We start from the raw sequence: 24300 nt of genomic DNA on the forward strand, positions 1-24300 counted from the left end.
GGGGCGATCATGCCCCCGTGTCGTCAAAAAGCTACCAGCCAAATATCCTGTCAGAACACTGAAGGTGCCTAAGTGAACTGCATTAGCCCTTTAGCTCAGCATTTTGCGAATCAGCTTGCGACGCTGAGGTCGCTGAAAAAGCATGTATTGGCTCGGCCTAGATATAGGCCAACAAAATATTTTGTCGGCCTTCGGCATCACTTTTGCCGAGCGACAAAATATTTTGTTGCAATCTCAAGTCGTGATAACACAAAGAAAAATGCATTTAGTTCAAGTTTCGTTCGATGGATCCGAAGATTTGGTATTTTGCGCCAAGTCAATGGTCGCTATTCTCTGGGTAATTCTCAGGAACATACCGATGTCGGTCGTTCCTGGGCTGGCATTCAGAGGATCTCATGGCCACCAACATCACCACAGTTTCGATCCACGCACTCACCCCTTACCGCAACAACGCTCGCACCCATTCCAAGAAACAAATCCGACAAATTGCCGACAGCATCGAAAAATTCGGCTTCACCAATCCGGTCCTGGTCGACGAGAAGAACAACGTCCTTGCCGGCCATGGCCGACTCTCAGCAGCGCGCCTGCTGGGATGGAAGAACGTTCCAACCCTCTCGATCAACCATCTCAGTGAGGCGCAGAAGCGCGCTTACATCCTCGCCGATAATCGGATCGCCGAGAAGGCCGGCTGGGACAAGCAGATCCTGGCCATCGAGTTGCAGGCGCTGGTCGATCTCGACTTCGATGTGAGCCTCACCGGCTTCGACATCCCAGAGGTCGATCTGATCATCAGCGAGTTCTCGCCGGACAATCAGGATGATGAAGCCGAAGGGGACGAAGCGGAACATCTGGAGCAATCGGCGGGGCCAGCAGTAACACGGCCTGGCGATCTATTCCTACTTGGCGATCATCGACTGCTTTGCGGCAACGCGCTTTCGGCAGAGCATTTCGATATGCTGATGCAGGGCGAGAAGGCATCCGTCTGTTTTACAGACCCGCCCTACAATGTTCCGATCGGCGGACACGTCAGTGGTCTTGGCAAGACAAGCCACCGGGAATTTGCAATGGCATCCGGCGAGATGTCCGACGATGAGTTCGCAAGGTTCCTGGAACAGTCGTTCTCACTGATTGCTGGGTCGAGCAAGCCGGGCGCTATCGCCTTCGTGTGCATGGATTGGCGTCATATCGCAGAGACCACATTGGCGGGTAAACAGACGTTCGGCGATCTGCTCAATCTGTGCGTCTGGAATAAGACTAATGCCGGCATGGGCAGCCTCTACCGCTCTCAGCACGAGCTGGTGCTGGTGTTCAAAAACGGGAAAGAGCCGCATCGCAACAACGTCGAACTCGGCAAACACGGACGTCACCGCAGCAATGTCTGGACCTACCGCGGCGCCAACAGCTTTGGCACGACGCGGATGGAAGAGCTCGAAGCCCATCCGACCGTCAAACCTGTCGCTCTGGTTGCCGACGCACTGCTGGACGTCAGCCGCCGCGGCGACGTCGTGCTGGACCCATTTGGCGGCTCGGGGACCACGCTACTCGCGTCGCACAAGACAGGGCGCCATGCACGCCTTATCGAGATCGATCCTCACTATTGCGATCTGATCATCCGCCGCTTCGAAAGGCATACGGGCAAGCAGGCAACGCTCGCCACCACGGGCGAGACGTTTGAGGAACTGTGCGAGCAGCGTGGAAGCCTCGAATCTTCCGACGCACGCGCCAAAACAGCGTCCGCGACCCCGGCGCCTGAAACTGTGGGAGGCCTGCTGTGACACGGAGAAAGAAACCTGCCGACTACTCGATAGGCTACGGCAAGCCTCCAACTGAAACCCGGTTCCAGAAAGGAATGTCAGGCAATCCGAAAGGGCGACCGAAAGGCAAAAAAAACATGAACACTATTGTACGTGAGACGCTCTTTGGGCCGATCCAAATCCAGCAGAATGGCAGGACGACGACGGTGACGGCACTCGAGGCCATCCTCCTCAAAATGCGCAACAATGCGCTTTCAGGCGATTTCCGGTCGGCGGCCCATGCTCTTCAGCTCGCATCCCGTTGTGCCGAACTTGAGGAAAGCCGGCAACCCGATGCAGAGGTCGACGTGTTCGATCCGCAAACAATGGTCGACATGATGCGGGATTATCTCGACCACAAGGACTCGCCAGAGAATGATACCGAGACCCGTTCCAAGACCGGCGACGAGGGAGACGAGGAATGAACGCTCCACTCCCCCTACCGGGCCGACCATCCTCCTCGCCCGTTGCACCGACTGCCCTTCAGCTGCTGTTGGGCGCGGCCCGCGATGACTTGGCGACCTTCGTGGCGCTGGCTTTCTCCGCTGTCGATCCAGGTGCCAAGTATTTGCCCAACTGGCACATCCGAGCGATTGCGCATCAGCTCGAGCGCGTCTCAGCGGGCAAGTGCAAGCGCTTGATCATTACGATGCCACCGCGATCGTTGAAGTCGGTCACCAGCTCGGTCGCGTTCCCGGCATGGATTCTTGGCCGCGATCCGTCGAAGAAAATGATCTGCGTCTCTTATGCTCAACCTCTTGCGGTCAAGCACGCCAACGACTTTCGAACAGTCGTCAACACCGCCTGGTACCGGTCGATGTTTCCGACCTTCAAGGTTAGCCCGCGCAAGAACACTGAAAATGAGCTGCAGACCACGCTCGGCGGTGGGCGCCTGGCGACCTCGACCGGTGGTCAGCTAACCGGCCGCGGTGGCGACATCATCATTATCGATGACCCCTTGAAGGCAGATGAAGCGCATTCGGAATCGGCTCGCAATAGGTGCGCCGACTGGGTTCGCACGACATTGATGTCGCGCTTCGACAATCCCGCTGCCGGTGCCGTCGTCCTTGTCATGCAAAGATTGCATGTCGACGACCTGGCAGGCGTGCTTCTGGAGACTGGCGGCTGGGAGCATTTGAACCTGTCGGCGATTGCCGAGCAGGACGAACGCGTCCAGACAAGTGTAAATCGCTGGCACGATCGCAAGTTTGGCGACTTGCTCCACCCCGCGCGTCTGGGACACGCGGAACTGGACGGTCTAAAGCGCCTATTAGGATCGCTCAACTTTTCCGCGCAGTACCAACAATCCCCTGCCCCACCGGACGGCAACATGGTCAAGAGGGTGTGGTTTCGCGACTACGATCCGCATCAGTTCGACCGTCGGTCGATGACCATCGTTCAAAGCTGGGACACCGCCCTTAAGGGCGACCCCTCCAGCGATTACTCCGTCGGAACGACATGGGCCAAGGATGACAACAACTATTATCTCCTTGATCTCGTGCGCGTCAGGGCAGCTTATCCAGACCTCATCAAGTCCGTCAAAAACTCCCTTTTGGAGCACGACCCTGACATCATCCTCATTGAAGATGCCGGCTCTGGCTCAAGCCTCATCGCCGACTTGGAAAGCCAAGACATCAGCACGACGCCGGTAAAAGCCAGAACCGACAAGGAAAGTCGGCTGTCACGCGTTGCCGCGATGATCGAAAACGGCAACGTCAATCTTCCGAAAGACGCACATTGGAGAGATGACTTCCTGCTTGAGGTGCTCGCATTTCCGCATGGCAGGCACGACGACCAAGTCGATTCCATGACGCAGGCGCTGATCTGGATGAAAGACGACAAGCCTACGGGAAGGTTCTATATCGGCAAATTTTGAAGTCCTGCTCCAAAATCTGGGCGCTTTCGCGAAATGTGAGCTTTGCGCCCACATAACGACGTTGAGCAGAACCCGGCCGCATCCGAGGAGCGGACATTAAAGCGAACGGACGATGTAGCACGCCGATGCCGCTAGACGATCCGAGATACTGAGGTTGTCGGCTCAATGATCGCAGCTTGTAGCAGAGCGCGAAAGGCTACGGTCAGGACAGCCGCCGCGATCTGCACCCGGAGGGTTCGTTGCCATTGTTTTCGGGCGCCCACACCATCAGTTACGACCTTCGAAGCGTTCGGGGTTTTGAGACGCCCGCAACGCCGCCGTCGATTTTCTGTATTTCAAACCGAGACAAAACCCGAAATGTACGTCCTTAACCATTCATTGACTCGCGCCCCTTGCAATCTCTAAATCGGTTCTGAGGGAACGTTCTTGCACGTTGCGTTTTGAGGCGCTTGATGTTGAACCGACTCGATCACCCAAACCTTTCCCCCGATGATTTGCAGACCTGCAAACGGGTCTTCGAGCGGCTTTGTTCCGAGCGAAATTTCGACCATACGAGCGAAGAAGCAGAGCACATCGCTCCGGCGGTGATCCGTCACTTTCAAGAAGGCCACATGGACGAAGGCGATCTTTGGCTTGCCGTTCGAATGTGCCGCACATTTCGGGAGGCCTTGGTAATGCATCGCAGTGTCGGTCGGCTGGCCTACTATCAGGGCGCCCGACCTGGCTCGGATTTGCTGAACAGCCTGGCATAGACTTCGAGTTGGCCATGAAAGCTACGGCCGTACCGATACGCCTGACCGACGCGGCTGCGCGAAGACCCTATGACTAACCAGCTACCACCTCGCAGCTATTCTGAGGCAGGTAGCTGCTTCACGCTCTCTTGATTGAGGAGAGTTGCCAGCCCGATAATGATCTGCGGCATAACAAACGGCTTGGTGATCATCAGGCTGTTGGGCACTCCAAGCGACGGCCAGTCGTCCGCGCCATCGCCGCTCATGTATATCACTGGCATAGTGGGATTGACGGTTCGGAGGTGTCTGGCCACATCCCACCCGGTTCGGCCGTCTCCAAGCCTGATATCTGTGAGCAGAGCCGCAACTCGCTCCGGCTCACGATCAAAAATTGCAATGGCTTCAAGGCCCTTTGAGACGGGAATCACCTCAAACCCGGCCTCCCGGAGGGAGCTTTCGATGTCCAAGAGAATGATGCTTTCATCTCCACAACCAGTACGGAAACCGACGGCATTGAAAGGTATGCCTCCCTGAGTATTCCTCGGCAATTCAACGGCCGCAGGCCCGAAAATGCTCCTTAGACAACAACATATGTTAATGCGGCGAAAGCGGGCTGGGACTCGGAGGGCGCAGCCGAAAGGGAGGAGCCTCACGCAAAACAGTCATTTAGATAGGAACTTATAAACATATGTTATAGTTTGGAGGGTTCTGAGTGGTAGGTCATAGGGGAGCACGATTTGAGGTCTGACTCGAGCGTCGCCTTGTCCCAATGCTTATCGGAGAGACAGACATCACAGAGGCGCAAGCCCTGGAGTTGATATCGCTTCTAGGAGCGAATTGGTCCTCCCTGATGCGGGAGGCCAAAGGCATCAAGCACAATCTAAGGTCACCAACCATGCCGCCCTCGAGAACATTAGCGCCCCCAGCAAGTTAGGGCCAACCCCAAACAGGTTCTTGATGGCACAGGCTCCCTCTTCGAACATTTTAATCCGCAAGCTCCAGACCATCTCGGAACTCGCACCGTCAGATATTGCGCTCTTGGGGAACATCTCGATTCAGGAGAAGGAATATCATGCCAACGAAGACATTCTGCGCGAGGGCGACAAACCGACCCTTTCCTTCGTCGTTCTGGACGGCTTGATAGGCTCGACCAAACTAACCGGCGACGGCAAGCGTCAGATTTCCTCCTTTTTTGTTCCGGGCGACATTCCCGACCTGCATGGTTTGCATTTGTCGGTCATGGATTCCACTTTCACACCTTTCATGCCGACGCGGGTGGGCTTCATGCGGCATGACGCTCTTCACGATATTTGCGACCAGCACCCTTCGATAACGAGAGTGTTTTGGCGCTCGACGGTGATCGATGCGGCGATTTATCGAGAGTGGGTCACCAACGTCGGGAGACGCGACGCCTATGCTCGTATGGCTCACCTTCTTTGCGAACTGATAGTCCGCCTGCACTCCGTGGGCCGCATTGAGGATCGTGTGGCCCACCTTCCGATCACGCAGGCTGCACTTGGCGACGCACTTGGGCTTTCCACCGTGCACGTGAACCGGGTGCTTCAGGAACTTAGACGCGACGGTCTGATATCCACCGTTGGCTCGCGTTTTCATGCGACCGACTGGGCAGGGCTCGTCCGCGCTGCAGATTTTGACTCTACCTATCTGCACCAAAGGGCTGCGCAAACAGGTGCCGATTTCTGAGCCTGCTGGCTCGCTCATAATCCGTTCAGCCAAGCCCTTCGCGATCCGCCGGTCACAGCTTGACGAACCCGACCGCAGACATAAAATAGCGACGGCATGACTTCTCAAAGATACGACCTCAGGAAGGAGCCCGACGAAACCTGGACGGTGTTTGACGTGTTCACTGGGCAGCCAGCAGACGCGTGGGGCGCTCCGGCGGAGTATCTTGACGAGGAGTATTCCCGCGATCTCGTCAGCGTTCTGAATCTTGTCGACCTGAAGCGAAGGGCCGCCCCAGGTAACCTCTAAGTACGACTGCCTAGGAGCGCCTGATAGCGTCGAAATTCCGCAAAGTCACCGTTCTGCGGGCGCCACCTGACATGGTGGAGAGGCTGAGCGGGCCGTGCTAAGGGCGAACCCGAAGCCTTAAAGGCGCTGGTCAATTCGCCGCCGCCATAGCTACCAGACCCGCATAACGTTGTTAATCCGGCAGCAGCATCTCCTCTTGGTCGGCCGCAGCCTCGAACAGTAGCCGGAAGTCACCAATCGGCATTTTGCCATCCATCGCAGACAGACATGCCTCCGCCGCCGACCGCCACTTTGGGCCACGGTTGGACCACTTCAATAGTTCCTCGGCGGCAGTGCCGATACGGCTGATCCCAAGGCGGAATCCCGGTCGGTCGGTTTTGACGTAGACAGGCGGGTTGAACCAACGATGGGGCATCAGGGTTCGCGCACGTCGAACGCGACGAATAGCTGCCAAATGGAGGCTGTATTGACGATCATTTCGACTAGTTGGCAGTCGGTTTCACGAAGGTCACGGCCGCGCTCGCGCACCAATGCAATGGTCGCCTTCACGGAAATTATGTCGCCCGGTAGATAGCCCAACAGGGCCTCGCGAACCAGCTCCTTGGCCGCTAGCTGCGCAGGCCAAACAGGTGCTTGAATGTCCATCCCATCCTCCCAGAGAGACAGAACCTCAATGACCCATTCTGTGGTGCACTTTCCGAAAAAGGCAAGGGCCGGAAACGTACAAAGCAGGTTCTGAAGGGCGCCAATCCCTTAGATCTGCGCCTTGCGCTTGAGGGCATTGCTGGGCGCTCTTGATCGTGCCAGCACACGTGCGGAGGGTCGGCATTTCGTATCTCCTAGCGGTTTGTTCGGCCCTGTGAGAGCCTGGGCCACTGGTCGGATTGAGGGTCGTGCCGGTGATCTGCCAAACATTTACCCGGACGGAGAATGCTCCCCTTCGAGATGTGTAATCCGAAAGATCGTCGGGTTACGGTCGCAAAGCGCGCCGCCAAACTGCGCCCACAAGCGTTCGCACTCTCTTGCCCTAGACTCGGGGTGCCCGGTTCGCCATAGAAGATCATGGCTCCGCGAACATCGTATCCAAGCACCGAAGCGTTGGCCACCAACTGAATGGCCATACCCAAGGTGATGGGACCGATTTTGGCCTCAGTTTTAGTGGAGAGGTCGACCACACCAAACACTTCCGCATTGACGCCTCTGCCAGCCAAAACGGCCGTCGAGATCGCATTATTCGCGGAAAGAAGCATTCGATTAGTCGCCCGTTGAAACGGCTCTACCAACTCTCAAAGGCAAGGTTTGCTCCCGATCACCCGACCTATCGCAGGTGGGGCGCCTTCGGCTGCAACAATCAACTGAATCAGGCGGCATCTCTCATTTCTGCGTCGTTGACGGGAAACTCCTGGAAAGACAGGCCACTCCGTCGAGCCCAATTCCGCTCAACATCGAGGAGTTCATTCTCACCAGTCAAGCCGTTCATAAACAGTCTGAGTACGTGTGCAGCTATGCGCTCACCGTCCTGCGAAGCAACACGTACACCGCGCTCTTTGCAGACCGTCCGACAAACATGGGCAAGCACCATAATATCGCTCGGCTCCAAAAACCGACCTGGATATAACATACCGTCCTCCCTGGGAAAGCTACATTGAGCTTCTGATTACATAGGGTCACCGGCAGCCACAATTAACTATGATAGTCGTTTACTCGACTCTGCAGAAATTTGAGCTGCCCACCAAAACGCATCGGGCATAGTGCCACTACGGCACCGAGGTACGGGCTATTCAGGACACGCGAGGTGCCTCCGAGCTCAAGCTTCGCTTCTTCGCGTGAGAGATCCACCATAATCCGCAGGCAGTGCACTGTGAACTCTCCCCCGAAAGACCGATAGCAGCGGCGCAATTGTGTGGATCCGCGCTGTTTAGCCCATTCACTCGACGATGTTCAGGACGCTCGTTCTATGACAGCGACGCGCTTGGCCTCCCCTCATCGCTCCGCAAGCGGGGCGGGCGCCTTGATTAGTCATTTTTCTGGGAACCGTCGTTTCGCAGCGAAGTTCGGTACCGAAGGGACGTTCCGAGATGGAGTTGATCATGAAACAGGTTCTTTTCGCTTCAGCCATTATGGCACTGTCAACTGGCCTCGCCTTTGCGCAATCGACCACCACGACCACAGGCGGATCGTCGAGCTCGACAACCAAGACAATGCCGAGCACTACGACCGATCAGGGGACGGATTCGACCACCACGAGTGGAACGAACTCGAACTCCGCCAAGGACTGCGCTCCGGGTCAACAAACTGGTAGCGCCAAGCAGGCCGCGCCAGGTCAACAGGATACCGATGCTAACTCGGCTGCTCCTGGCCAGGTGAAGAAGACCACGGAAGGCTGCTGACCTGACCTGTCCCAGGTTGATGCATAGCGGTCGATTCTCAGGATGTCGCCGCATTGGAAAAACCCGTCGTGCTAGGCCGGCACGGCGGGTTGATAGCAGGACTATAGTCTTGCATTTCGCAGCGAAGGTCCAAGCTGTGCCAGTTGGTTCTCTGCTTGTCCAACGGCCGTTCCATTACATTAGTTAGTCGACATATATGTTATCGCCGCCTGCAATCTGTGCCATGTTGGTTCACCCTAGTGGCACCTGTTTTGCATCGCCCGCGACAGCAGGGGAAAACCAACACCCCAGCGAGTCCCGTTATCCCTGGGACGGCCTGCCGCTGCCGTGAATGGGGCGGCGGGCTTTTTTCTTATTCGATGAAACGAACGGTCATGCCGTGAGTTGGCTTCCCAAAGGAGGAGCCGATGAAAAAGGAAGGCGATGGGCGTGTAGACAAAGGCAATCAGCAACTGCTTGCCCGTCGTTTGTCTGAAGAAGTCGGCATTTCAGAACCTGAGGCGCGCGCTCTGATCAAGCTTATCGGCACGGACTGGAATTCGCTGCTTCGTGAAGCCCGATTCTTGAAGGAGCGTCATTAGAAGTCCGCCGCCTATTGGGGCGCCGGCGGCGGACCTGTTAAGCGGCTACATCCTTGGGAATCGACCGCTCGTAGGGTTAATGTGCCACTTGGAGGCCAGTTCCATGTAATTGCACAGCGGCAAGAGCATGCGACTTCCGCTTTATCCGGCATAGGCCATCAGGCGTAATTGTAGCGACGCCATTGTCTAGTATCATATGGGGCCTGGTTATTAGGCCCACCCTCGTGCCCAGCATGGTCGGCACGGTCACTCACTCGATCCTTCGGCTGCTTGATCGTGCCGACTACTGCCGACGTCTGCTACTGCCGGTGGAAAGAGCCGGTTCCAAGGGCTGGTGCCCTGGCAATTCATGCCAAGCGACTTGGCGTAGGTCGCGCATGTCGACCTGCTGGCCGCACGTGGGGCAGGTGTAGAAATTCTCCCGCTCGTCGGCTGGCTCGCCGCCGTGCTGCCTGCCGGGGATGGGTGGTCCAAGGTCGGATAGCTTGGTCATCTACTGCCCAGCGCTTTTGCTTCTCGTTCTAGCGTCTCACGGTCGTTGCCGTGCTTTTTGATAAGTTCACGCACCTCGGGGATCGTAAGCTGAAACTTGCTGGCGAGATAACCGACCTCATATTCTTCGTCGCCTGATACCCGGTCGCGGTCGCGGAAATCACGCTTGCTTTTGTCGTCGGCCATTGGTGTTGCTCCTAGAGGTTGTTGATCCGCAACGCGCACCGGGTCGCATTGTTCATCCTTCTTGGAACTATTTTAGCTAAAGCTGATTGAATCGCGGGTGTGGGTCAGTTGATGCGTTTGAAGTTCATCAAGCCGATGGAGCCGGAGCTTGTCGATAACCCGCCAGAGGGTGACGACTGGATTCACGAGATAAAGTTCGACGGCTATCGCACGCAGATCATCAAGGACGAAGACGGCATCCGAGTGCTGACGAGGAGAGGGTACGACTGGACTGCACGCTACCAGATCCTTGCCGACCAAGCCGCCGCGATTGAAGCCGACGACTTCATCATTGAGGGTGAAGCCATCGTGGTTGATGAGGCTGGACGCTCCGATTTCCATGCGCTGCAGTCGGCGGTCAGCAGCCGCGAGACCTATCAGGACTATTATCTCGTCGCCTTCGATTTGCTGCACCTAAACGGCACGACCTCCGCAGCATGCCGCTCGAGGATCGGCGCGAGATCCTGCAGGGAATGATCGAGGCCGGCGGCCGCATCCAATTCAGCGAGGCGATGCCCGGCACGGGCGACGCGGTTTACTACCTTGCCGACCAGACTGGACAAGAAGGCATCGTCTCGAAGCGCCGGGACAGTCTCTATCGCAGCGGCCCGACGATGAACTGGCGCAAAATCAAGTGCTACGATGAAAAGGAGATGGACATCATCGGCGTTCAGCGTGATCCGGGCCAGGCGGCAAGGGTTCTTATGGCTGACAACGGCCGCTATCTCGGCACCGCCAACGTCAATTTCAAATTCGACAAACGCAAGCGCCTCTGGGACCGCGTGCAGGGCAAGGTGGGCGGCCCTGTGCCGAAAGGCCTGAAGAGAGACAAGGCGGAATGGCTGAAGCCGGGTCTTGTCGGCCGCGTGAAGTTCCTGAAAGGTGAGGAGCAACTACGCCACGCGAAGCTGCTCGATTACCGGGAGGAGGAATAATGGCGGTCGCCAAGAAAGATCAGGAGCGCATCACCTATGCCTGGATGTATGGCTCCCAAGCGCGCAAGGACGGTAAGGAGCGCTCAGTGCCGGAGTATTGGGAAGAACAGGCCGACGCTTGGCTGCAGGGTTTTGATGACCATCCTTTGGCCGACGCCGGCAAGGTCAAGCCTGTCAGTGAGCAGATGGAAGCGGAAGTCGATGAGGCCGGCGTCAGCGAGCATTAGAGCGGCTTGCCGGCGCGCATCATGGCCCGCGCAATCGCGAGCTGCGTTTCCGTCCTGGCGTTCTCTTTCTGCGTCATGTTGTCGGCGGCGATGAGCCGTTTCAATGCCCGCAATATCTCGCCCCGCGTCCATCCCGCCTCTATCATGCAATCGACAATCGCCTGAAATCCGGGCTCCATTGCCTCCTGGCAGTCAATTGCCCGGTCCTGATATTCGTCCTGTCTCCTGGGTGGATTGATCATGCGCTGCATTCTCAGTTGGCGGGGCCTTTGGGCATCGTCTCGGACGTAGTTCCGTCGAGAAGATCGAGAAACGAGTGCATCGCCTTCACCATCATCCGCGCACCGTTTTCGTTTAATGTGAAGGATCGCTTCCCCTCATCAGTCAACAGCCCGACCAGGCAGACCTTGGGATTGTCGCGGTCGTCGATATCGATTGTGACGCCCGATACCCCTGGCAGCATCACGTCCTTTTGCTTCTTAGGCATCACTACGACAGCCTTGACTCGTTCTCACTCTGTTCCCATTTTGGGCAGGCCTCGATCCTTGTCAATGAGACGACCCTAAAATGTGTGGACGCGTTTTCGTAAAATCGACAATCCCGGACATGGTGCGGCGCTTCGAGTTCGCGCACCCCGGCGACATCGAGCGCTTGGGCAACGGGTTCCCGATCTGGAACGGTGCGCCCAGCCTGACCTGTCCAATCATTATCCGCGAAGAGCTTTCCACGAGCATGGCCGGTTTCGTTTCTGCGAAGTGGGGACTTGTTCCCGGCTGGGCGCGCGATGGCGGCGGCCGTCCGCCGCCTGTCAATGCGCGCTACGAGACCATTGCCAGCAATGGCATGTTCCGAAAGGCATATGCCGCGCGCCGCTGCCTGGTGCCTGTCGACGGCTATTTCGAATGGCAAAAGCTCGACCCTTCGGGCAAGAAAAAACAGGCTTACGCTATCGCCATGAAGGATGACGATCCTTTTGCCATGGCTGGAATCTGGGAAGAATATGCCGACAAGGCGACCGGCGAGTTGATCCGGACCTTCGCTGTCGCCACCTGCGAGCCAAATACGTTGATGGCGACGATCCATGATCGCATGCCGGTTATTCTGGCGCCGGCCGATTACATGCGCTGGCTCGGGCCGGAAACAGATCCTCGCGACCTCATGAAGCCCTATCCATCCGACCTCATGAAGATGTGGCCGATCGACAGCAAGGTCGGGAAACCAAGCAACAACACGCCCGACATCATCGACGAGATCGGTTTGGGGCCGACCGATTTGTTCGACGTCTAGAGATACTGATCGCCGTCGCCGCGGTGCTCATAGCAGAACCAATGTGATTCCCTGCGCGGCCGGGCAAAGCCCCAGCCGGCGACCTTGCCACAACCGTTACGCTCACATGTGTGGCCAAGCACCTTCACGTGGTCGCGCTGTGCCGGCGTCATGCCTTCGGCTAGTCTCGCTGGTTCGTCGCTCATGGCAGAAAGATTCCACAGTCAGACTTGACGGGCAAGGAAAATGTTCCTTTTCTGTTCTCATGGCACACGAACCGATCGACACGCTGGGCAAAGCGACCCGGCACAACATGCTTGTGAAAGCGGAATGCAGCTGCGGCAATGTCCGCTACTGCCGATCGGCCGACCTGATGATGGTCTACGGCGGCGGCGTCGATCCGCAGACGCTGAAGTTCAATTGCAGCCGGTGCCAACCTCAGATCAAGATCACGCTGCTGGAGGTGCATCCAGAGCACTTGCCGAAGCGTCTGCTGATCCACAAACCGATGAAGATCGACGGCAAGATCACCTGGCATACCGAGCGCTTCAAAGGATGACGAAGACCCTCGCCGATACGTTGGCCGCGCGCGAATGCCTCTATGTAAATTGCGGGCATGCTATGTGCTGCAAGTCCATCAAGCTCGACATCCATGCGCTGATAGATCGCCTCGGGCCAGATCACGGATCGATGCACTGGGACCTGGTCGGGCTTTTTGGCTGCTCGGATTGCAAGGCTGCGGGTCGCGACCATCGACCGGTGTTCTTCACATGTATTCCCGATTACGAGGGTCAGCAACGGAAGCGCAATCGCGAATGGGAGCCGACTTTCGATGGTGAGTAACAGGTAGCCGCGCGGCAGGGCATGGGAGCGTACCGGCAGCATGTGGAGTTGTTGGGCTGTGCGGCGCTGGCCAAGCAGACATCAGGTCCGCCGCCTAACACACACATGGCCATTCTTCCAGGCGCAGTTAAGGTGTGGTCCCGGAAGCCAAGGCCTGTGTGTGCGTCCGTCGGCCATTCCCTACGGTTGGGTAGAGTCATTGTGCTTGGCAATTTTCTCCAAGAGCTTACGTGAGGCTTCGAGGATAAGGCGTGTTACGGCGACTCGTCGGCAGGCTAGCCGCTGTGCTGGTCGGATAGCTTCGTCATGGCTATTTAGTGGTTTACGTCCGGCATGCGATGGTCTTAACGAGCAGTACGTATTCGGCCTCTGGCTTGCCGTAGGTGCCATTTGAGCAGGCCGCAAGGCCGCTGCGGTCCCTAATACGCACTTCGCCCCGCCGAGAATAGATGAGCCCGCGTCCTTCCAGCATTTGAAGCCCAACGGTAACTCCTGGCCGTCTTGCTCCAAGCATGACGGCGAGAAACTCATGGGTGATCGCAAGGCGTTCGCCGTGGATCCGATCGTCACACATCAGAAGCCAACGCGCCAAACGCTCTTCAAGGTTTGATTTGGCGTTGATCAGGGCCGTATAGCTGGTCTGAATGTGGAAGTAGTGGACATAGCGTAACAGGAACAGGCGCAATGTTGGGCTGTTCGCAAGAGCATCCTTGAAGGGCTCGGTTCCGATCCGGAAAGCGCTACCGGGCGACTGAACGTAACATTCATGCGGGGCATAGTCAGCGCCCATCACGAGCGCGGCACCGGTCATTCCCTCAAAACCGACAAGTCCAACCTCGGCCTCCTTGCCTGAAGCCGTCGCGACCACAGAAGCGATGCCGTCCTCCAGGAAGTAAACCGTCTCGATCTCTGAATCGGCTTTCTCTAAGGTCATCTTCAGCTTGAGGGCACACGGCTCAAGATGTGGCTGCAAAAGCGCCAGGTCACCAGGGTTAAGCCGACGCAGCAATTCGTTTTTATAGGAATCGTTCTGTGGATTGGTCATAGCTCAATCCCACTTGGGGCAAGAGCTTTCCAATCTCCTTGCCGTCCGCGCCCGTAAACACGTGCAGACGATTTGGCGAACTTACGCCCTCTGGCGCGCGATTGACAGTGAAATGCAAACTGATGCACGGCGTCCCCTCAGCCGCGGAATTACAAAACAGGGTGTACAAATTTAAAGGGTTGGAATCGTACAGAACTCTGCTTCGTACGAATCCAACAATTTGCGATAGCGGCCAACGAGCCGGCTTGATGTGCACCGGGAAGGAAGCAACTCTGGGGCGGCCTCGGTTTTGGCGGCACGATCAACTGGGCCGACGACAGGTTCTCGGCTTTCGGCGAAGCCATCGCCCGGACGGGCCTCAAAGACTTCGGTGACAGTCATGTACTGACCGGCTCGCTCGGCTTGCGCGTCAAGTGGTGAGTTGCTTGGCTCTTACAAGCTGATGTAGATCATCGTTGAGCGTCGGCTGTTTGGAGTTGCAGAGCTGAAGCTGCCATTCAGCTTCCGGCCCCAATGCTGCCGAGGAGCAATGCGCCTCTGAGGTGACCAGGAGTGAAGAAGCTATGCCAAACCTGCACGACGGGCGCCTTCTCTGATTGCAGCAGTGGCGACAGGATTGGTAACCGGATAGGTTCTGATGAACACCTCAGCCGTGAAATTCGGGAACTCGTCCTTCAGTCGCGAATTGATCCTGGCGACCTGAGGCGTTTCATTGAGCATCGCATGAGCCATTGCCACAAACAGAAGTGTGGCGGGCGAATCTGGCGCAGATTGACGTAGCGCGACCAGGGATTCACGGTAAAAGCCTAGAACGTAGCTGCATCGCGCAAGCATTCCATAATACCAAGGAACATGAGGATTTAGCCGGACCGCTCGCTTGGCCAGTTCGTAGCCACGCTTCGGGTCGCTACCAACAAGAGCAAGGCTACCCGCAAGAAAGGCAAGTGAGTCCGCGTCATTTGGAGCAGCCACCGACACTCGGTCATGTTCTTCGACAGCAGCTTCGACATCGCCCTGCAATGCCCGAAGATCGGCAAGCATTATGCGGGCGTAAATGTCGGCCGGATCGAGCGCCAGCGCTTGCTTGACACATTTGCTCCAGCTCTCGATCGAGCCGGAAAGGTTGTCGGTAAACCCGTTGATGGCTTCCACAGCATGCGCAAGTGCCAGCGCGGTCCAAGCTCTTGCTAGACCCGGGTCGAGTTCGATCGCACGCGCCAGTAGCCGTATCGCCTCCTTGTTCGACTCACGGGTGAAAAGGTGCTTCTGCTCAAGCCCAAGCAGATAGCAGTCATAGGCCTGCAAACTTGCTGGAGCCTTCCGACGAGCAGCATCGCGTCGCAGATTGGCGAGCTGACCGTGGCAAGTTGCAAGGACATTGATGACGTTTTCGGTCACGCTGTCCAGCATCGCAAACAGGTTGTTCGCGGAACGATCGTAACGCATCGTCCAGACATCGACCCCTGTGTGGGCGTCGACGAGTTGGACGCGGATGCGCACCCGCTGCCCGTCCACTTGAAAACTTCCCTCGATCACATAGTCGGCATTCAACTCTCGTCCGAGAGCTCGCACGTCAACACGCCGTCCCTTGTAGGAAAGCATTGTTTGGCGGGCGATCACCGCAAGGTCCCGGTAGCGAGAGAGATCAACTATGAGGTCCGCCGACAAACCATCAGCGATACGAGTCCAGCGTTCTTCTCCGCTTAGATTGTCGAACGGGAGAACTGCGAGGACCGGCGGACCCGGCTCGTCGGTCGAAAGACTTCCGGGTGGTGCATGGCTGCGGTCCTGCTGGCGGTGATCGGCAAGTAACCCAGCAAGCGCCACTTTACTGCGAACATCGAGCTTCCGATAAATGGCCGAAAGATGGGTCCGAACGGTGGTAGGCGCTATGAAGAGTGTTTCGCCAATTTCGCGATAAGTCATTCCCTCCGCAAACTTTGCCGCGACCATCAACTCCCGATCCGATAAGCCGGCGAGAGGATTGCCTACGGGGCGAAGCATCGTTCCATTTTCCTTGCTGCCGACCTGTGGCCAGAACCCGATGGCCTTACATCAGGATGAAAATACTACAGATGCGATATCGAAAACACTGCATTTGCACGATTCCATGCGACGGGTCAGCATCCTAGTCTCTGCAGGTGGGCAGGTTAGGTTGCTTGGCAGGCCTGGTCGATTTAGAACACGGAGGGCTCCATGACAAAGTTGCCTGTCTTGACCGTACTACTGGTGCTTTTGGTGTCGGCGGGGCCATGCTTGTCCGAAGGTACCCAAACCGACAGCAAACTGACTTCGGAAGAAACGGTGAAAGCTGCCAGCGCTGAACTGTATTCCGACATTCTCGTGCGAGCATGCAGGAACGGATGGCGGTATCCGCGCAGCTACATTGAAAACGGATTCAGGCGCCACCTGGCGGAGCTGAAACTGCAGCTTGTCGATCAGGGTTACACTGTCGTACCCGACATGACCGCGAATGATCCGCAGGTCCAAAGAACGATATCGAGGACCAAACGCCGTCTGGTTGGCTCGCGCCAATTCAGCTGTTCCCACCCATACTGGCGCGATGAATGACTCCAACGCGACGGTGTGCAATCTGATAGCCTGATTTCCGGCGGTTCTCCCCAGGTTGGAAGGATGGCGTTGACGAATGGCAGGTTGTTATTCCGGGAGGAGTGACACTCCTCCTGGGGCTGTAAACAACTTCATGGAATGACCGCTCTTCGGCTGCGTGGCTCCGCAAGCTGCCGATCCGCTCCCGGCCCAAAAGCCGAGCTAGCCTCAGTTGGCCCTTAGTAGGCGAGTGATAGCCCAATTTTCCTGCAACGAAGACCCGCTAGGCCCGCTGACCGACGAAGAAAGTGCGATTTCTCCTGTCGTTGATCTCCCTTGCAGCCGGCTGGCCCAGGATTGCCGGTGCAAGCAGTCGAACATACTATTTCGCTAAAACCTGGAACCTATTGGTGCACTGAGCCTTGAGTCGCGGTTCGGAGGGTGCATGAGTAAGGCAGCAAACGGGCTCTCTTTCGTCGAGTTTCAGTCGCCGACTCTGGTCGCAACGGCGCCCGAGGGCAGCGAATGGATTCACGAGATCAAGTACGATGGCTACCGCACTGAGCTGATCATGCAGCGTGGCAAAGCACGGGCCTTCACGCGCCGTGGCTACGACTGGTCGCATCGATACCGCCGGATAGTTGAAGCAGCGGCGGGCTTGCCGGTGAGGACCGCGATCATCGATGGGGAGGCTGTCGTTCTCGGCGACACCGGCCTTCCGGATTACCAAGCCCTGGAAAGAGAGTTGGGCAATCCAGATTCCGCGAGACTCATCTTTTATGCGTTCGACCTGCTGCACCTTAACGGGCGCGATCTTCGGCAACTGCCATTGGTGAAGCGCAAGGCAGCCCTGGAGAGGCTACTGGAGAACACCGCGCCGACACTGACCTATGCCGAACATCTGGAGGTAAGCGGCAAGGATGTGTTTCAACATGCCTGCCGGATGGGGTTGGAGGGGATCGTATCCAAGCGCGTCGATGCGACCTACGGCTCGGGGGTTCAGACCAGTTGGTTGAAGGTAAAGTGCATCAAGAGCGACACCTTCCCTATCGTGGCTTTCGTAGAGAAACTCGGTGCTCACCCGCGCCGCATTGCATCGCTTTATATCGGGCGCCGCGAGGGCAACCGACTGCTCTATGCCGGGAAGGCTCGCAGCGGGTACACCTTGAGCGCTGCGAAACTTGTGCGAGAGCGGCTTGACCCGCTGATCATCAGCAAGTCGCCTTTGTCAGAGCCGATTGTGAAGCCGAAAGCGACTTGGGTGAAACCACACGTGCTGGCCGAGGTCCAGTTCAGCGGCGTCACCGATCGCGGGGTGCTGCGCGAGGCAGTGTTCAAGGGTTTGCGCGAAGACCTCGTGCCAATCCCGGCCAAGCCTCAAGCGCCATCAAAGCGACGCGGGCCAACCCGGAAACATGGCGTTCCCAGTGAAAACATCCTGCAACTGCTGCCAGACGCTGTCTCGCCCTCCAAGGACGAGCTTGCGCGTTACTGGGAGAGGGTTGCGGATCATGCCCTGGTTCATCTCGGCCACAGACCGCTGAAGCTGGTCCGCCATGCTCATGGCGCGACCTTCTATCACAAAGGCGCACTGCCGCAGATCCCGGCGGCAGTGCATCAATTGCGGCTGCAGAAGCGCGAGGGTGGCGAAGGTGTGCGCGTGTGGGTGGACGACCTTGCCGGTTTGCTGGGACTGGTCGAGATGGATGCGGTAGAGCTGCATCCCTGGAACGCCACCGTCGACGATATCGAACATGCCGACCGTATTGTTCTGGACCTTGACCCCGGCGAGGGCGTGGAGTGGGAGCAAGTCATCGAGGCCGCACTGGCGCTCCGCGACATCCTGGAAGCGGAAGGGCTGGAGAGCTGGCCGAAGGTTACTGGCGGCAAAGGCATTCACCTGATGGTCCCGCTGGAGAGCAAGATCACGCACGACAGCGGCCGCCTCTTGGCCAGGTCCTTCGCCAATCGGCTCGCTGAAGCGCATCCGGACCGCTATCTACTTTCGGCCTCGCCGTCGGCTCGAACAGGCCGCATCTTCATTGATTACCTCCGCAATGGTCGGGGCAGCACTGCGGTGGGCGCCTTCTCGCCACGGGCGCGCCGCGGTTTTCCAATCGCCCATCCGGTGACCTGGAGCCAGGTTGAGGCAGCCATCCGTCCAGATGCCTTCACGATCGACCGTCCGTTCAGGGCGGCCCTCAGAAAAGTTGCGTGAGCGCAAACGCCGGAAATGAAGAGTGCTCGCCGGAGACATCCCGAATGAGATCACGTCGTGTCTTTGCCGGACCGGCCGAGTTCTATCCAGGCTGGCGCATGATCACTCGGCTTTTCCCAACCGCGCACGTCAGCGTCAACGCCGGCGTCACACAACCTGTCCGAAAGGGATGGGCTGACCAGAAGATGATCCATCCTCAGGCCGGAACTTCGATCATAGCGACCCTGGTAGGAGAAGTTCCAATAGGTGTAGACGCCTTTCTCCGGGTGGATGCGGCGGACGCCATCGGTCCAGCCGCCATCAAGCATTTCGGCATAGGCTTGCCGGCTCTCCGGAAAGTAGACTGCATCGCCTAACCAACGTTGCGGCACCACGGCATCGATCGGGGTGGGCACGACATTGTAGTCGCCGCAGAGAATGCTTGGGACGCCTTCCCTGAGCAGCAGCTTGCCGTAGCTGATCAGGCGGTCGAACCAGCGCAGCTTATACTCGAATTTCGGGCCAGGAGCGGGATTGCCGTTGGGCAGGTAGAGGCAGCCGACGACGATCCCATCCACCTCAGCCTCAATATATCGGCTGTGCGTGTCGTCAGGATCGCCCGGGAGCCCACGACGGCGCTCCAACGGCTCTTTTCCACGAGCGAGTATGGCTACGCCGTTGTAGGACTTTTGCCCGTGCCAGATTGCGCCGTAGCCGGCGTCCCTGATGGCTTCGGCGGGGAATTTCTCATCCGAGGTCTTCAATTCCTGAAGGCACACGACGTCATAGTCGGTCTGACCCAGCCACTTGATGAGCACAGGCAGGCGGCCGTTCACACCGTTGACGTTGAATGTTGCGATGCGGGTCATCAGGAGCTCTCTCCAAAACTCTTCACGCGGTATCAAGGTGAATGGCTCAGCAGTTGATCCCTCACTACGCTGCACAGGAAGACCGCATGCCGTCGGACCCTCTGCCATCAGATTTCGACATCGTTGATCCTCTCGGCTCCTTTTAACCGCCGAGCGTGGGGAAAGTTCAAGATGACAGCGATAGGATGAGTCCGGCCGAACTCGAGCGAAACTCTCAGGCAGGTGCGATGCGGCCCTCGACTGACTGAATGTCTGAAATGCGCCTCGAAGCCGACATCAAGAGTCGGCGTGCCGAACGTCCTGTCTGGCAGAGAGCGAACAGGCAGCTTACGGTATGATGATCCTCAGACGGGGCCGTTCGCGGCCCCTAAACTCGCGTTGAAAATCCTTGGCGCGCCATTGCAGTAGTGATGTCACCGCCTCCCGCAGTTTCATTGGTGGCGCAATCGTAAGGCCAAACGTCCAAAGAACTGCGCCTTGGGCAAATAGCCAAGGTCACTTATCAAAACTGATGGTTATGATAAATTCGCTCTCTCTGGGCGGAGTTTGGCATGAAGCGTCGACTGATTTTTGCAGTGTGCATCCTGATAAGTCAGGTGGCGGTCGGAAACGCCCAGACGGTTGAGACGGCGGTAGCACGCGCCCAGACGACTTCCGACAACAATATCATCCAGAATGCCGCTCTTTCCAAGGACTACACCACCCTTATAGCAGCTGTGAAAGCGGCCGGGCTGGTTGAGACGTTGGAGGGTAAAGGCCCGTTCACTGTTCTCGCGCCGACAGACGCCGCATTTGCAAGATTGCAGCAAGGTGCAGTGCAGGTTCTTCTTGCGCCCGAAGCTAAAAACGAACTCTCCAAAATCCTAAAGTGTCATGTGATTTCCGGAGATCTGAGTACCGACGCGATCCTCGCTGAGATAGCCGCGAACAACGGAGCCTACTCGGTCGACACAATCGGGGGATGCTCTCTCACTTTCGGGCGGCAGGAAGCAATATTTCTGTAACGGACCAATTTGGCGACATTGCCAGTCTCGTTGCCAGCGACGTGAAACAGACGAACGGCTTGGTCTACGCGGTCGACAAAGTACTTTCGCCCGGCGCTCCAGACACCTCTCACGAAATTCACGCCTCTAGGATCTTTGCCGGACCGAACGAATATCCACCCACTAATTTCGCGGCTTATGGGATTCTGGCATTCAAATCGAAAGTTACCATCTACGACCAGGAACGGCAAAAGATGCTGTGCGAGGCGTTTGTGAATGCCGTCCTGCCGTCGTCGTCGCTCGTCGTCCCTACAGCGGCCCAAATGGTAACGGTATGGCCGATGGACAGCGCCGAGCATGCAAAGGCCGCAACCAAGGCGAACATAACCAGGACCTGCGACGAAGCCCTTCAGGATTATGGACTGGCTGTTTCGCAAAAGGCAGTCCGCGATGCAGTTGCAAGCGGCGTTGCTGTCGACGGCGACGGGCCTTTTCTGATTGCGTGGGCACCGCCGACGCAAATCGGAAAGCCTGGTGCTGTGGTTCTTAAAGCCGACCTTTCAACAGTGACCGAATACAAGATGGCAAGTGACATCATGCACCGGTGGGTAGTGGAAATTGAAAACAGGCCCGAGCTTTGGAGATCGGGAACGTTCGATAGAAGCTTGATCGCAACAGCTCGCGAGTGGGCGGATCACTACGGGTCCCTGATCTTTTCAGTCGTCGGTGTAAAGTGACGCCCTTCCTAGATTTCATAGCCGGGTTCGGTGTGTCCGGAGTGGTGGGATTGGTGCTTGGGCTCATTGCGATGACGATCATTGCGCCAAACACCACTGGTGGAGCGTTGCTAATCATTTTTGTTGGGATAGCAGTGGGGATTATTTTCGGCGCGATTTACCGCTCATTTAGACCAGCTAAGACGCCACCCGAAACGAAACAGTGAAATTTGCTGAGTACACGAAACGCGCTGGACTAAAAAAAAGATATTGAATAAAAAAGCCGCCGAAGCGGGTTTTTCGTTATCAAATACTAGCCAAAAGCGCGGGGCCGAGGATCATTACCTCCGGCGGCCTGTCTGGAGGCAAAGCGCGGGAATATTCGAGGCCGCCCAGAGCGATCTGCAGGGCATTTGCTGATCCAGCAGAGCCGGGAGATCGGACTGAAGGCACGGATATTTGACGTGATTCTGTACCTCTTCTCAAGCAGCGTTCTGACGGTCGCTGGCGCAGACAGACCGTCAGAACGCCGATCATCACGATGTACGCTTTTGGACGCGGCAAATGTCGACCTTCTGGCCGAAATGAGGCGCATTGCAGACTGGCGACTCTGGGCCGCAAGCGGGAGGTCGGCTTTCGGGCATCGAGCTGACCTAAGCAGTCATTCAACTCATGGCCACAAGTAGCTCATACACGCTCCTCTTGACGCGGCGTGCCACCGTAGCCGATGTCGGGCTGATGTGCGTGGACGGCAGGACGTCCTTGACCACCGCTTCTGGCGCCGCCGATTGGCGAGCCGCCTCTCCATCATTTGCGATGGAACGGAAAAGAAACCATTCAGCATCAGACTGCCGCTTTTCGACGCACCTTTTCGAATACGTCGGAACGAGCGCTTGTCGCGCAGCCCACGATGCCCCCATTGGTGAACCGGTTCCATGAAGAGTCTGACAATACGCCACCGCATCCTCGTCAGTTTCGCTGCCGTTCTGGTGGTCATGTCCGTGATAGCCGTCATGGCGTACGCCTGGTTTCTTCAGGCGGGCCAGGAGGCGACTGAGGTCGAGAAGGGCATCCTACCGGACCTTTATCACAGCACCGAGATCATGACGGGCCAGATGGCGGCCCATAGTCTGCTTCAGGAATTTGCCCTTCAGGAAAACCCGTCGGACAGAAGCACGCTTGAAAGCGCGATCACGACCAATCGCGACCAAGTGCAGCGATCGATGGACGACTATGAGGCAACAATCGTCTCCGACATCGACAAGCAGAATTATGCACTCGTCAAAGAACTCGCCAACCAATTCCGTCTGGCTGAAACTGCTGTGCTGGACACAAGCCGGGCTGCCTTGTCGAAAGGTGAAACTCCCAATGAAAGCCCGGCCCTCAAGAACACCGTAGAGCCGATTTTTGTAAAATTGCAGTCCGCTCTGCAGGCCATGGTTGAGGATCATAGAGGCGAGGCAAACAGTGCGACCCAGCGGATCAGCTCGATCGTTAGAACGGCCGAAGTCGGTTTGAGTGTTGGCTTGTTGGTAGCCCTCGGGCTAGCCCTTCTTTTGGGTTACCAGCTGTTTCGCGCCATTACAGGTCCGCTCACCCGTTTGGTCAACGCGGTTCAATTGATGCGGCAAGGCGACTTCAGCGAACGCCTCGATCTGATGCGCCGAGACGAATTCAGTGTGCTTGCCGACGGCTTCAACGCAATGGCGGACGATCTCACAACCCTCATTGGTCAGGTTCAAAGGTCCAGCATACAGGTCGGCACGTCGATAACTGAGATCGCCGCCACCTCCAAGCAACAGCAGGCAACTGCGACTGAAATCGCAGCGACCACAACAGAAATCCGCGCGACAGCCAAGGAAATCTCCGCCACATCAAACGAGCTGGTCCGCACGATGAACGAGGTCTCCACAGTTGCCGAACAAACGGCTGCCGTCGCCGGCGGAGGTCAAGCCGGGCTGACCCGTATGGAAGAAACCATGCAGCAAGTCATGGAAGCGGCCGGCGCGATCAATTCCAAACTCGCGATCTTGAGTGAGAAAGCCGGCAGCATCAATCAGGTGGTGACGACCATCACAAAAGTCGCCGATCAGACGAATCTGTTGTCGCTCAACGCTTCCATCGAGGCTGAGAAGGCAGGCCAATATGGCCGGGGTTTTGCAGTTGTAGCGACGGAAATCCGAAGGCTCGCGGACCAGACGGCTGTCTCCACCTACGATATTGAGCAGATGGTCAAGGACATCCAGTCGGCAGTCGCGGCCGGGGTGATGGGCATGGACAAGTTTTCCGAGCAGGTCCGCCGGGGTATGCAGGAAATCCAGCAGGTCGGCGGGCAACTCTTCGATATCATTCAGCAGGTTCAGGGGCTGGTGCCACGTTTCGAAGTCGCCAATGAAGGCATGCAAGCACAGGCGACCGGCGCGGGGCAGATCAGCGACACGCTAACCCAGCTAAGCGAGGCAGCTCAGCAAACAGTCGAATCCCTTCAACAATCGACGCTCGCGATCGACGAGCTCAATCAAGTCTCAGGCGGCATGCGAAGTAGCATTTCGAGGTTCAAGCTGCGAGCATAGCGAGTCGGCAGTAGGA

25 protein-coding genes and 1 pseudogene are annotated in these 24300 nt (G+C 57.2%); 16 read left to right on the forward strand and 10 right to left on the reverse strand.

Annotated features, from left to right (window positions below; all coding sequences use genetic code 11):
• Nucleotides 1-395: 395 nt before the first annotated feature.
• The 4 genes from NKJ67_RS19620 to NKJ67_RS19635 all read left to right on the forward strand — a co-directional run bounded on the left by NKJ67_RS19620 (nucleotide 396) and on the right by NKJ67_RS19635 (nucleotide 4421).
• Nucleotides 396-1775, forward strand: coding sequence for a site-specific DNA-methyltransferase (locus NKJ67_RS19620; protein ID WP_352442492.1), 1380 nt, complete (start codon nucleotides 396-398; stop codon nucleotides 1773-1775).
• Nucleotides 1772-2218, forward strand: coding sequence for a DUF5681 domain-containing protein (locus NKJ67_RS19625; RefSeq protein ID WP_127291965.1), 447 nt, complete (start codon nucleotides 1772-1774; stop codon nucleotides 2216-2218). The genes NKJ67_RS19620 and NKJ67_RS19625 overlap by 4 nt, the downstream gene beginning before the upstream one ends.
• Nucleotides 2215-3669 carry a phage terminase large subunit gene (terL, locus tag NKJ67_RS19630; RefSeq protein WP_127291963.1) on the forward strand — a complete coding sequence of 485 codons (1455 nt, stop codon included), beginning with the start codon at nucleotides 2215-2217 and terminating at the stop codon, nucleotides 3667-3669. Before NKJ67_RS19625 ends, terL begins: the two co-directional genes overlap by 4 nt.
• A 452-nt stretch (nucleotides 3670-4121) precedes the next feature.
• Entirely contained in the window at nucleotides 4122-4421 is a 300-nt protein-coding gene (locus tag NKJ67_RS19635) for a hypothetical protein (RefSeq protein ID WP_352582461.1), read from the forward strand.
• Between the two features lie 95 nt (nucleotides 4422-4516).
• Here NKJ67_RS19635 and NKJ67_RS19640 read toward each other — a convergent pair whose 3' ends face one another.
• Nucleotides 4517-4867, reverse strand: a complete 351-nt coding sequence (locus NKJ67_RS19640; protein WP_245273111.1) for a response regulator — start codon at nucleotides 4865-4867, stop codon at nucleotides 4517-4519.
• Nucleotides 4868-5357: 490 nt separating this feature from the next.
• On the opposite strand from NKJ67_RS19640, the gene NKJ67_RS19645 reads away from it, so the two are divergent.
• The gene (locus NKJ67_RS19645) at nucleotides 5358-6104 is read left to right on the forward strand and encodes a Crp/Fnr family transcriptional regulator (RefSeq protein WP_023809607.1); all 747 of its coding nucleotides are present in this window, start codon (nucleotides 5358-5360) and stop codon (nucleotides 6102-6104) included.
• Between the two features lie 460 nt (nucleotides 6105-6564).
• Here the strand turns inward: NKJ67_RS19645 and NKJ67_RS19650 are convergent, their stop codons facing one another.
• Together NKJ67_RS19650 and NKJ67_RS19655 are read right to left on the reverse strand one after the other, a co-directional pair.
• The gene (locus NKJ67_RS19650; RefSeq protein WP_023809609.1) at nucleotides 6565-6807 is read right to left on the reverse strand and encodes a DUF982 domain-containing protein; all 243 of its coding nucleotides are present in this window, start codon (nucleotides 6805-6807) and stop codon (nucleotides 6565-6567) included.
• Nucleotides 6807-7037, reverse strand: a complete 231-nt coding sequence (locus tag NKJ67_RS19655) for a hypothetical protein (protein ID WP_023809610.1) — start codon at nucleotides 7035-7037, stop codon at nucleotides 6807-6809. Before NKJ67_RS19655 ends, NKJ67_RS19650 begins: the two co-directional genes overlap by 1 nt.
• Before the next feature lie 1445 nt (nucleotides 7038-8482).
• Between NKJ67_RS19655 and NKJ67_RS19660 the strand changes: the two genes are divergently transcribed.
• Both NKJ67_RS19660 and NKJ67_RS19665 read left to right on the forward strand, forming a co-directional pair.
• Nucleotides 8483-8782, forward strand: coding sequence for a hypothetical protein (locus tag NKJ67_RS19660; protein WP_127291957.1), 300 nt, complete (start codon nucleotides 8483-8485; stop codon nucleotides 8780-8782).
• Between the two features lie 407 nt (nucleotides 8783-9189).
• Nucleotides 9190-9363, forward strand: a complete 174-nt coding sequence (locus tag NKJ67_RS19665; protein WP_023809614.1) for a hypothetical protein — start codon at nucleotides 9190-9192, stop codon at nucleotides 9361-9363.
• Nucleotides 9364-9852: 489 nt separating this feature from the next.
• On the opposite strand, the gene NKJ67_RS19670 is transcribed toward NKJ67_RS19665, so the two are convergent.
• Nucleotides 9853-10041 (reverse strand): DUF3606 domain-containing protein, encoded by a 189-nt coding sequence (locus NKJ67_RS19670; protein ID WP_023809615.1) that lies wholly within the window; start codon nucleotides 10039-10041, stop codon nucleotides 9853-9855.
• A 135-nt stretch (nucleotides 10042-10176) separates the two neighbouring features.
• Between NKJ67_RS19670 and NKJ67_RS19675 the strand changes: the two are divergent.
• Nucleotides 10177-11015 (forward strand): annotated as a pseudogene (locus NKJ67_RS19675) (ATP-dependent DNA ligase).
• The gene (locus NKJ67_RS19680; RefSeq protein ID WP_023809616.1) at nucleotides 11015-11242 is read left to right on the forward strand and encodes a hypothetical protein; all 228 of its coding nucleotides are present in this window, start codon (nucleotides 11015-11017) and stop codon (nucleotides 11240-11242) included. The pseudogene NKJ67_RS19675 and the gene NKJ67_RS19680 overlap by 1 nt, the downstream one beginning before the upstream one ends.
• Here the strand turns inward: NKJ67_RS19680 and NKJ67_RS19685 are convergent.
• On the reverse strand, nucleotides 11239-11484 hold the full coding sequence (locus NKJ67_RS19685) for a hypothetical protein (protein WP_023809617.1): 246 nt from the start codon (nucleotides 11482-11484) through the stop codon (nucleotides 11239-11241). The genes NKJ67_RS19680 and NKJ67_RS19685 overlap by 4 nt on opposite strands.
• Before the next feature lie 11 nt (nucleotides 11485-11495).
• A complete protein-coding gene (locus NKJ67_RS19690; protein ID WP_023809618.1) occupies nucleotides 11496-11729 on the reverse strand; it encodes a hypothetical protein in 234 nt (77 codons plus the stop codon).
• Between the two features lie 80 nt (nucleotides 11730-11809).
• Between NKJ67_RS19690 and NKJ67_RS19695 the strand changes: the two genes are divergently transcribed.
• Complete coding sequence (locus tag NKJ67_RS19695; RefSeq protein WP_352582463.1) at nucleotides 11810-12529, forward strand: SOS response-associated peptidase; 720 nt, start codon at nucleotides 11810-11812, stop codon at nucleotides 12527-12529.
• Here the strand turns inward: NKJ67_RS19695 and NKJ67_RS19700 are convergent.
• On the reverse strand, nucleotides 12526-12714 hold the full coding sequence (locus tag NKJ67_RS19700) for a hypothetical protein (protein WP_023809620.1): 189 nt from the start codon (nucleotides 12712-12714) through the stop codon (nucleotides 12526-12528). The two genes, NKJ67_RS19695 and NKJ67_RS19700, sit on opposite strands and share 4 nt — an antisense overlap.
• 167 nt (nucleotides 12715-12881) lie before the next feature.
• Here NKJ67_RS19700 and NKJ67_RS19705 point away from each other — a divergent pair, with 167 nt between their 5' ends.
• Complete coding sequence (locus NKJ67_RS19705) at nucleotides 12882-13067, forward strand: hypothetical protein (protein WP_245273113.1); 186 nt, start codon at nucleotides 12882-12884, stop codon at nucleotides 13065-13067.
• Nucleotides 13068-13673: 606 nt separating this feature from the next.
• On the opposite strand, the gene NKJ67_RS19710 is transcribed toward NKJ67_RS19705, so the two are convergent.
• The gene (locus tag NKJ67_RS19710) at nucleotides 13674-14396 is read right to left on the reverse strand and encodes a Crp/Fnr family transcriptional regulator (protein ID WP_023809623.1); all 723 of its coding nucleotides are present in this window, start codon (nucleotides 14394-14396) and stop codon (nucleotides 13674-13676) included.
• Nucleotides 14397-14957: 561 nt separating this feature from the next.
• Nucleotides 14958-16400 (reverse strand): LuxR C-terminal-related transcriptional regulator, encoded by a 1443-nt coding sequence (locus tag NKJ67_RS19715; RefSeq protein WP_352582465.1) that lies wholly within the window; start codon nucleotides 16398-16400, stop codon nucleotides 14958-14960.
• A gap of 192 nt (nucleotides 16401-16592) precedes the next feature.
• Here NKJ67_RS19715 and NKJ67_RS19720 point away from each other — a divergent pair, with 192 nt between their 5' ends.
• Both NKJ67_RS19720 and ligD read left to right on the forward strand, forming a co-directional pair.
• A complete protein-coding gene (locus NKJ67_RS19720; RefSeq protein WP_031212655.1) occupies nucleotides 16593-16967 on the forward strand; it encodes a hypothetical protein in 375 nt (124 codons plus the stop codon).
• A 424-nt stretch (nucleotides 16968-17391) separates the two neighbouring features.
• The gene (ligD, locus tag NKJ67_RS19725; protein WP_352582467.1) at nucleotides 17392-19164 is read left to right on the forward strand and encodes a DNA ligase D; all 1773 of its coding nucleotides are present in this window, start codon (nucleotides 17392-17394) and stop codon (nucleotides 19162-19164) included.
• Between the two features lie 50 nt (nucleotides 19165-19214).
• Here ligD and xth read toward each other — a convergent pair whose 3' ends face one another.
• Entirely contained in the window at nucleotides 19215-20012 is a 798-nt protein-coding gene (gene xth / locus NKJ67_RS19730; RefSeq protein WP_023809627.1) for an exodeoxyribonuclease III, read from the reverse strand.
• 551 nt (nucleotides 20013-20563) lie between these two features.
• Between xth and NKJ67_RS19735 the strand changes: the two genes are divergently transcribed.
• The 3 genes from NKJ67_RS19735 (at nucleotide 20564) to NKJ67_RS19745 (ending at nucleotide 24284) form a co-directional block, all read left to right on the forward strand.
• A complete protein-coding gene (locus NKJ67_RS19735; protein ID WP_352582469.1) occupies nucleotides 20564-21016 on the forward strand; it encodes a fasciclin domain-containing protein in 453 nt (150 codons plus the stop codon).
• Nucleotides 20974-21732, forward strand: coding sequence for a fasciclin domain-containing protein (locus NKJ67_RS19740; RefSeq protein ID WP_352582471.1), 759 nt, complete (start codon nucleotides 20974-20976; stop codon nucleotides 21730-21732). The genes NKJ67_RS19735 and NKJ67_RS19740 overlap by 43 nt, the downstream gene beginning before the upstream one ends.
• A 914-nt stretch (nucleotides 21733-22646) precedes the next feature.
• Nucleotides 22647-24284 carry a methyl-accepting chemotaxis protein gene (locus tag NKJ67_RS19745; protein ID WP_023809629.1) on the forward strand — a complete coding sequence of 546 codons (1638 nt, stop codon included), beginning with the start codon at nucleotides 22647-22649 and terminating at the stop codon, nucleotides 24282-24284.
• Nucleotides 24285-24300 lie beyond the last annotated feature (16 nt).

Origin of the sequence: Mesorhizobium sp. M0088 (assembly GCF_040322895.1) — a bacterium.
In the GTDB taxonomy this organism is placed as follows: Bacteria; Pseudomonadota; Alphaproteobacteria; order Rhizobiales; family Rhizobiaceae; genus Mesorhizobium.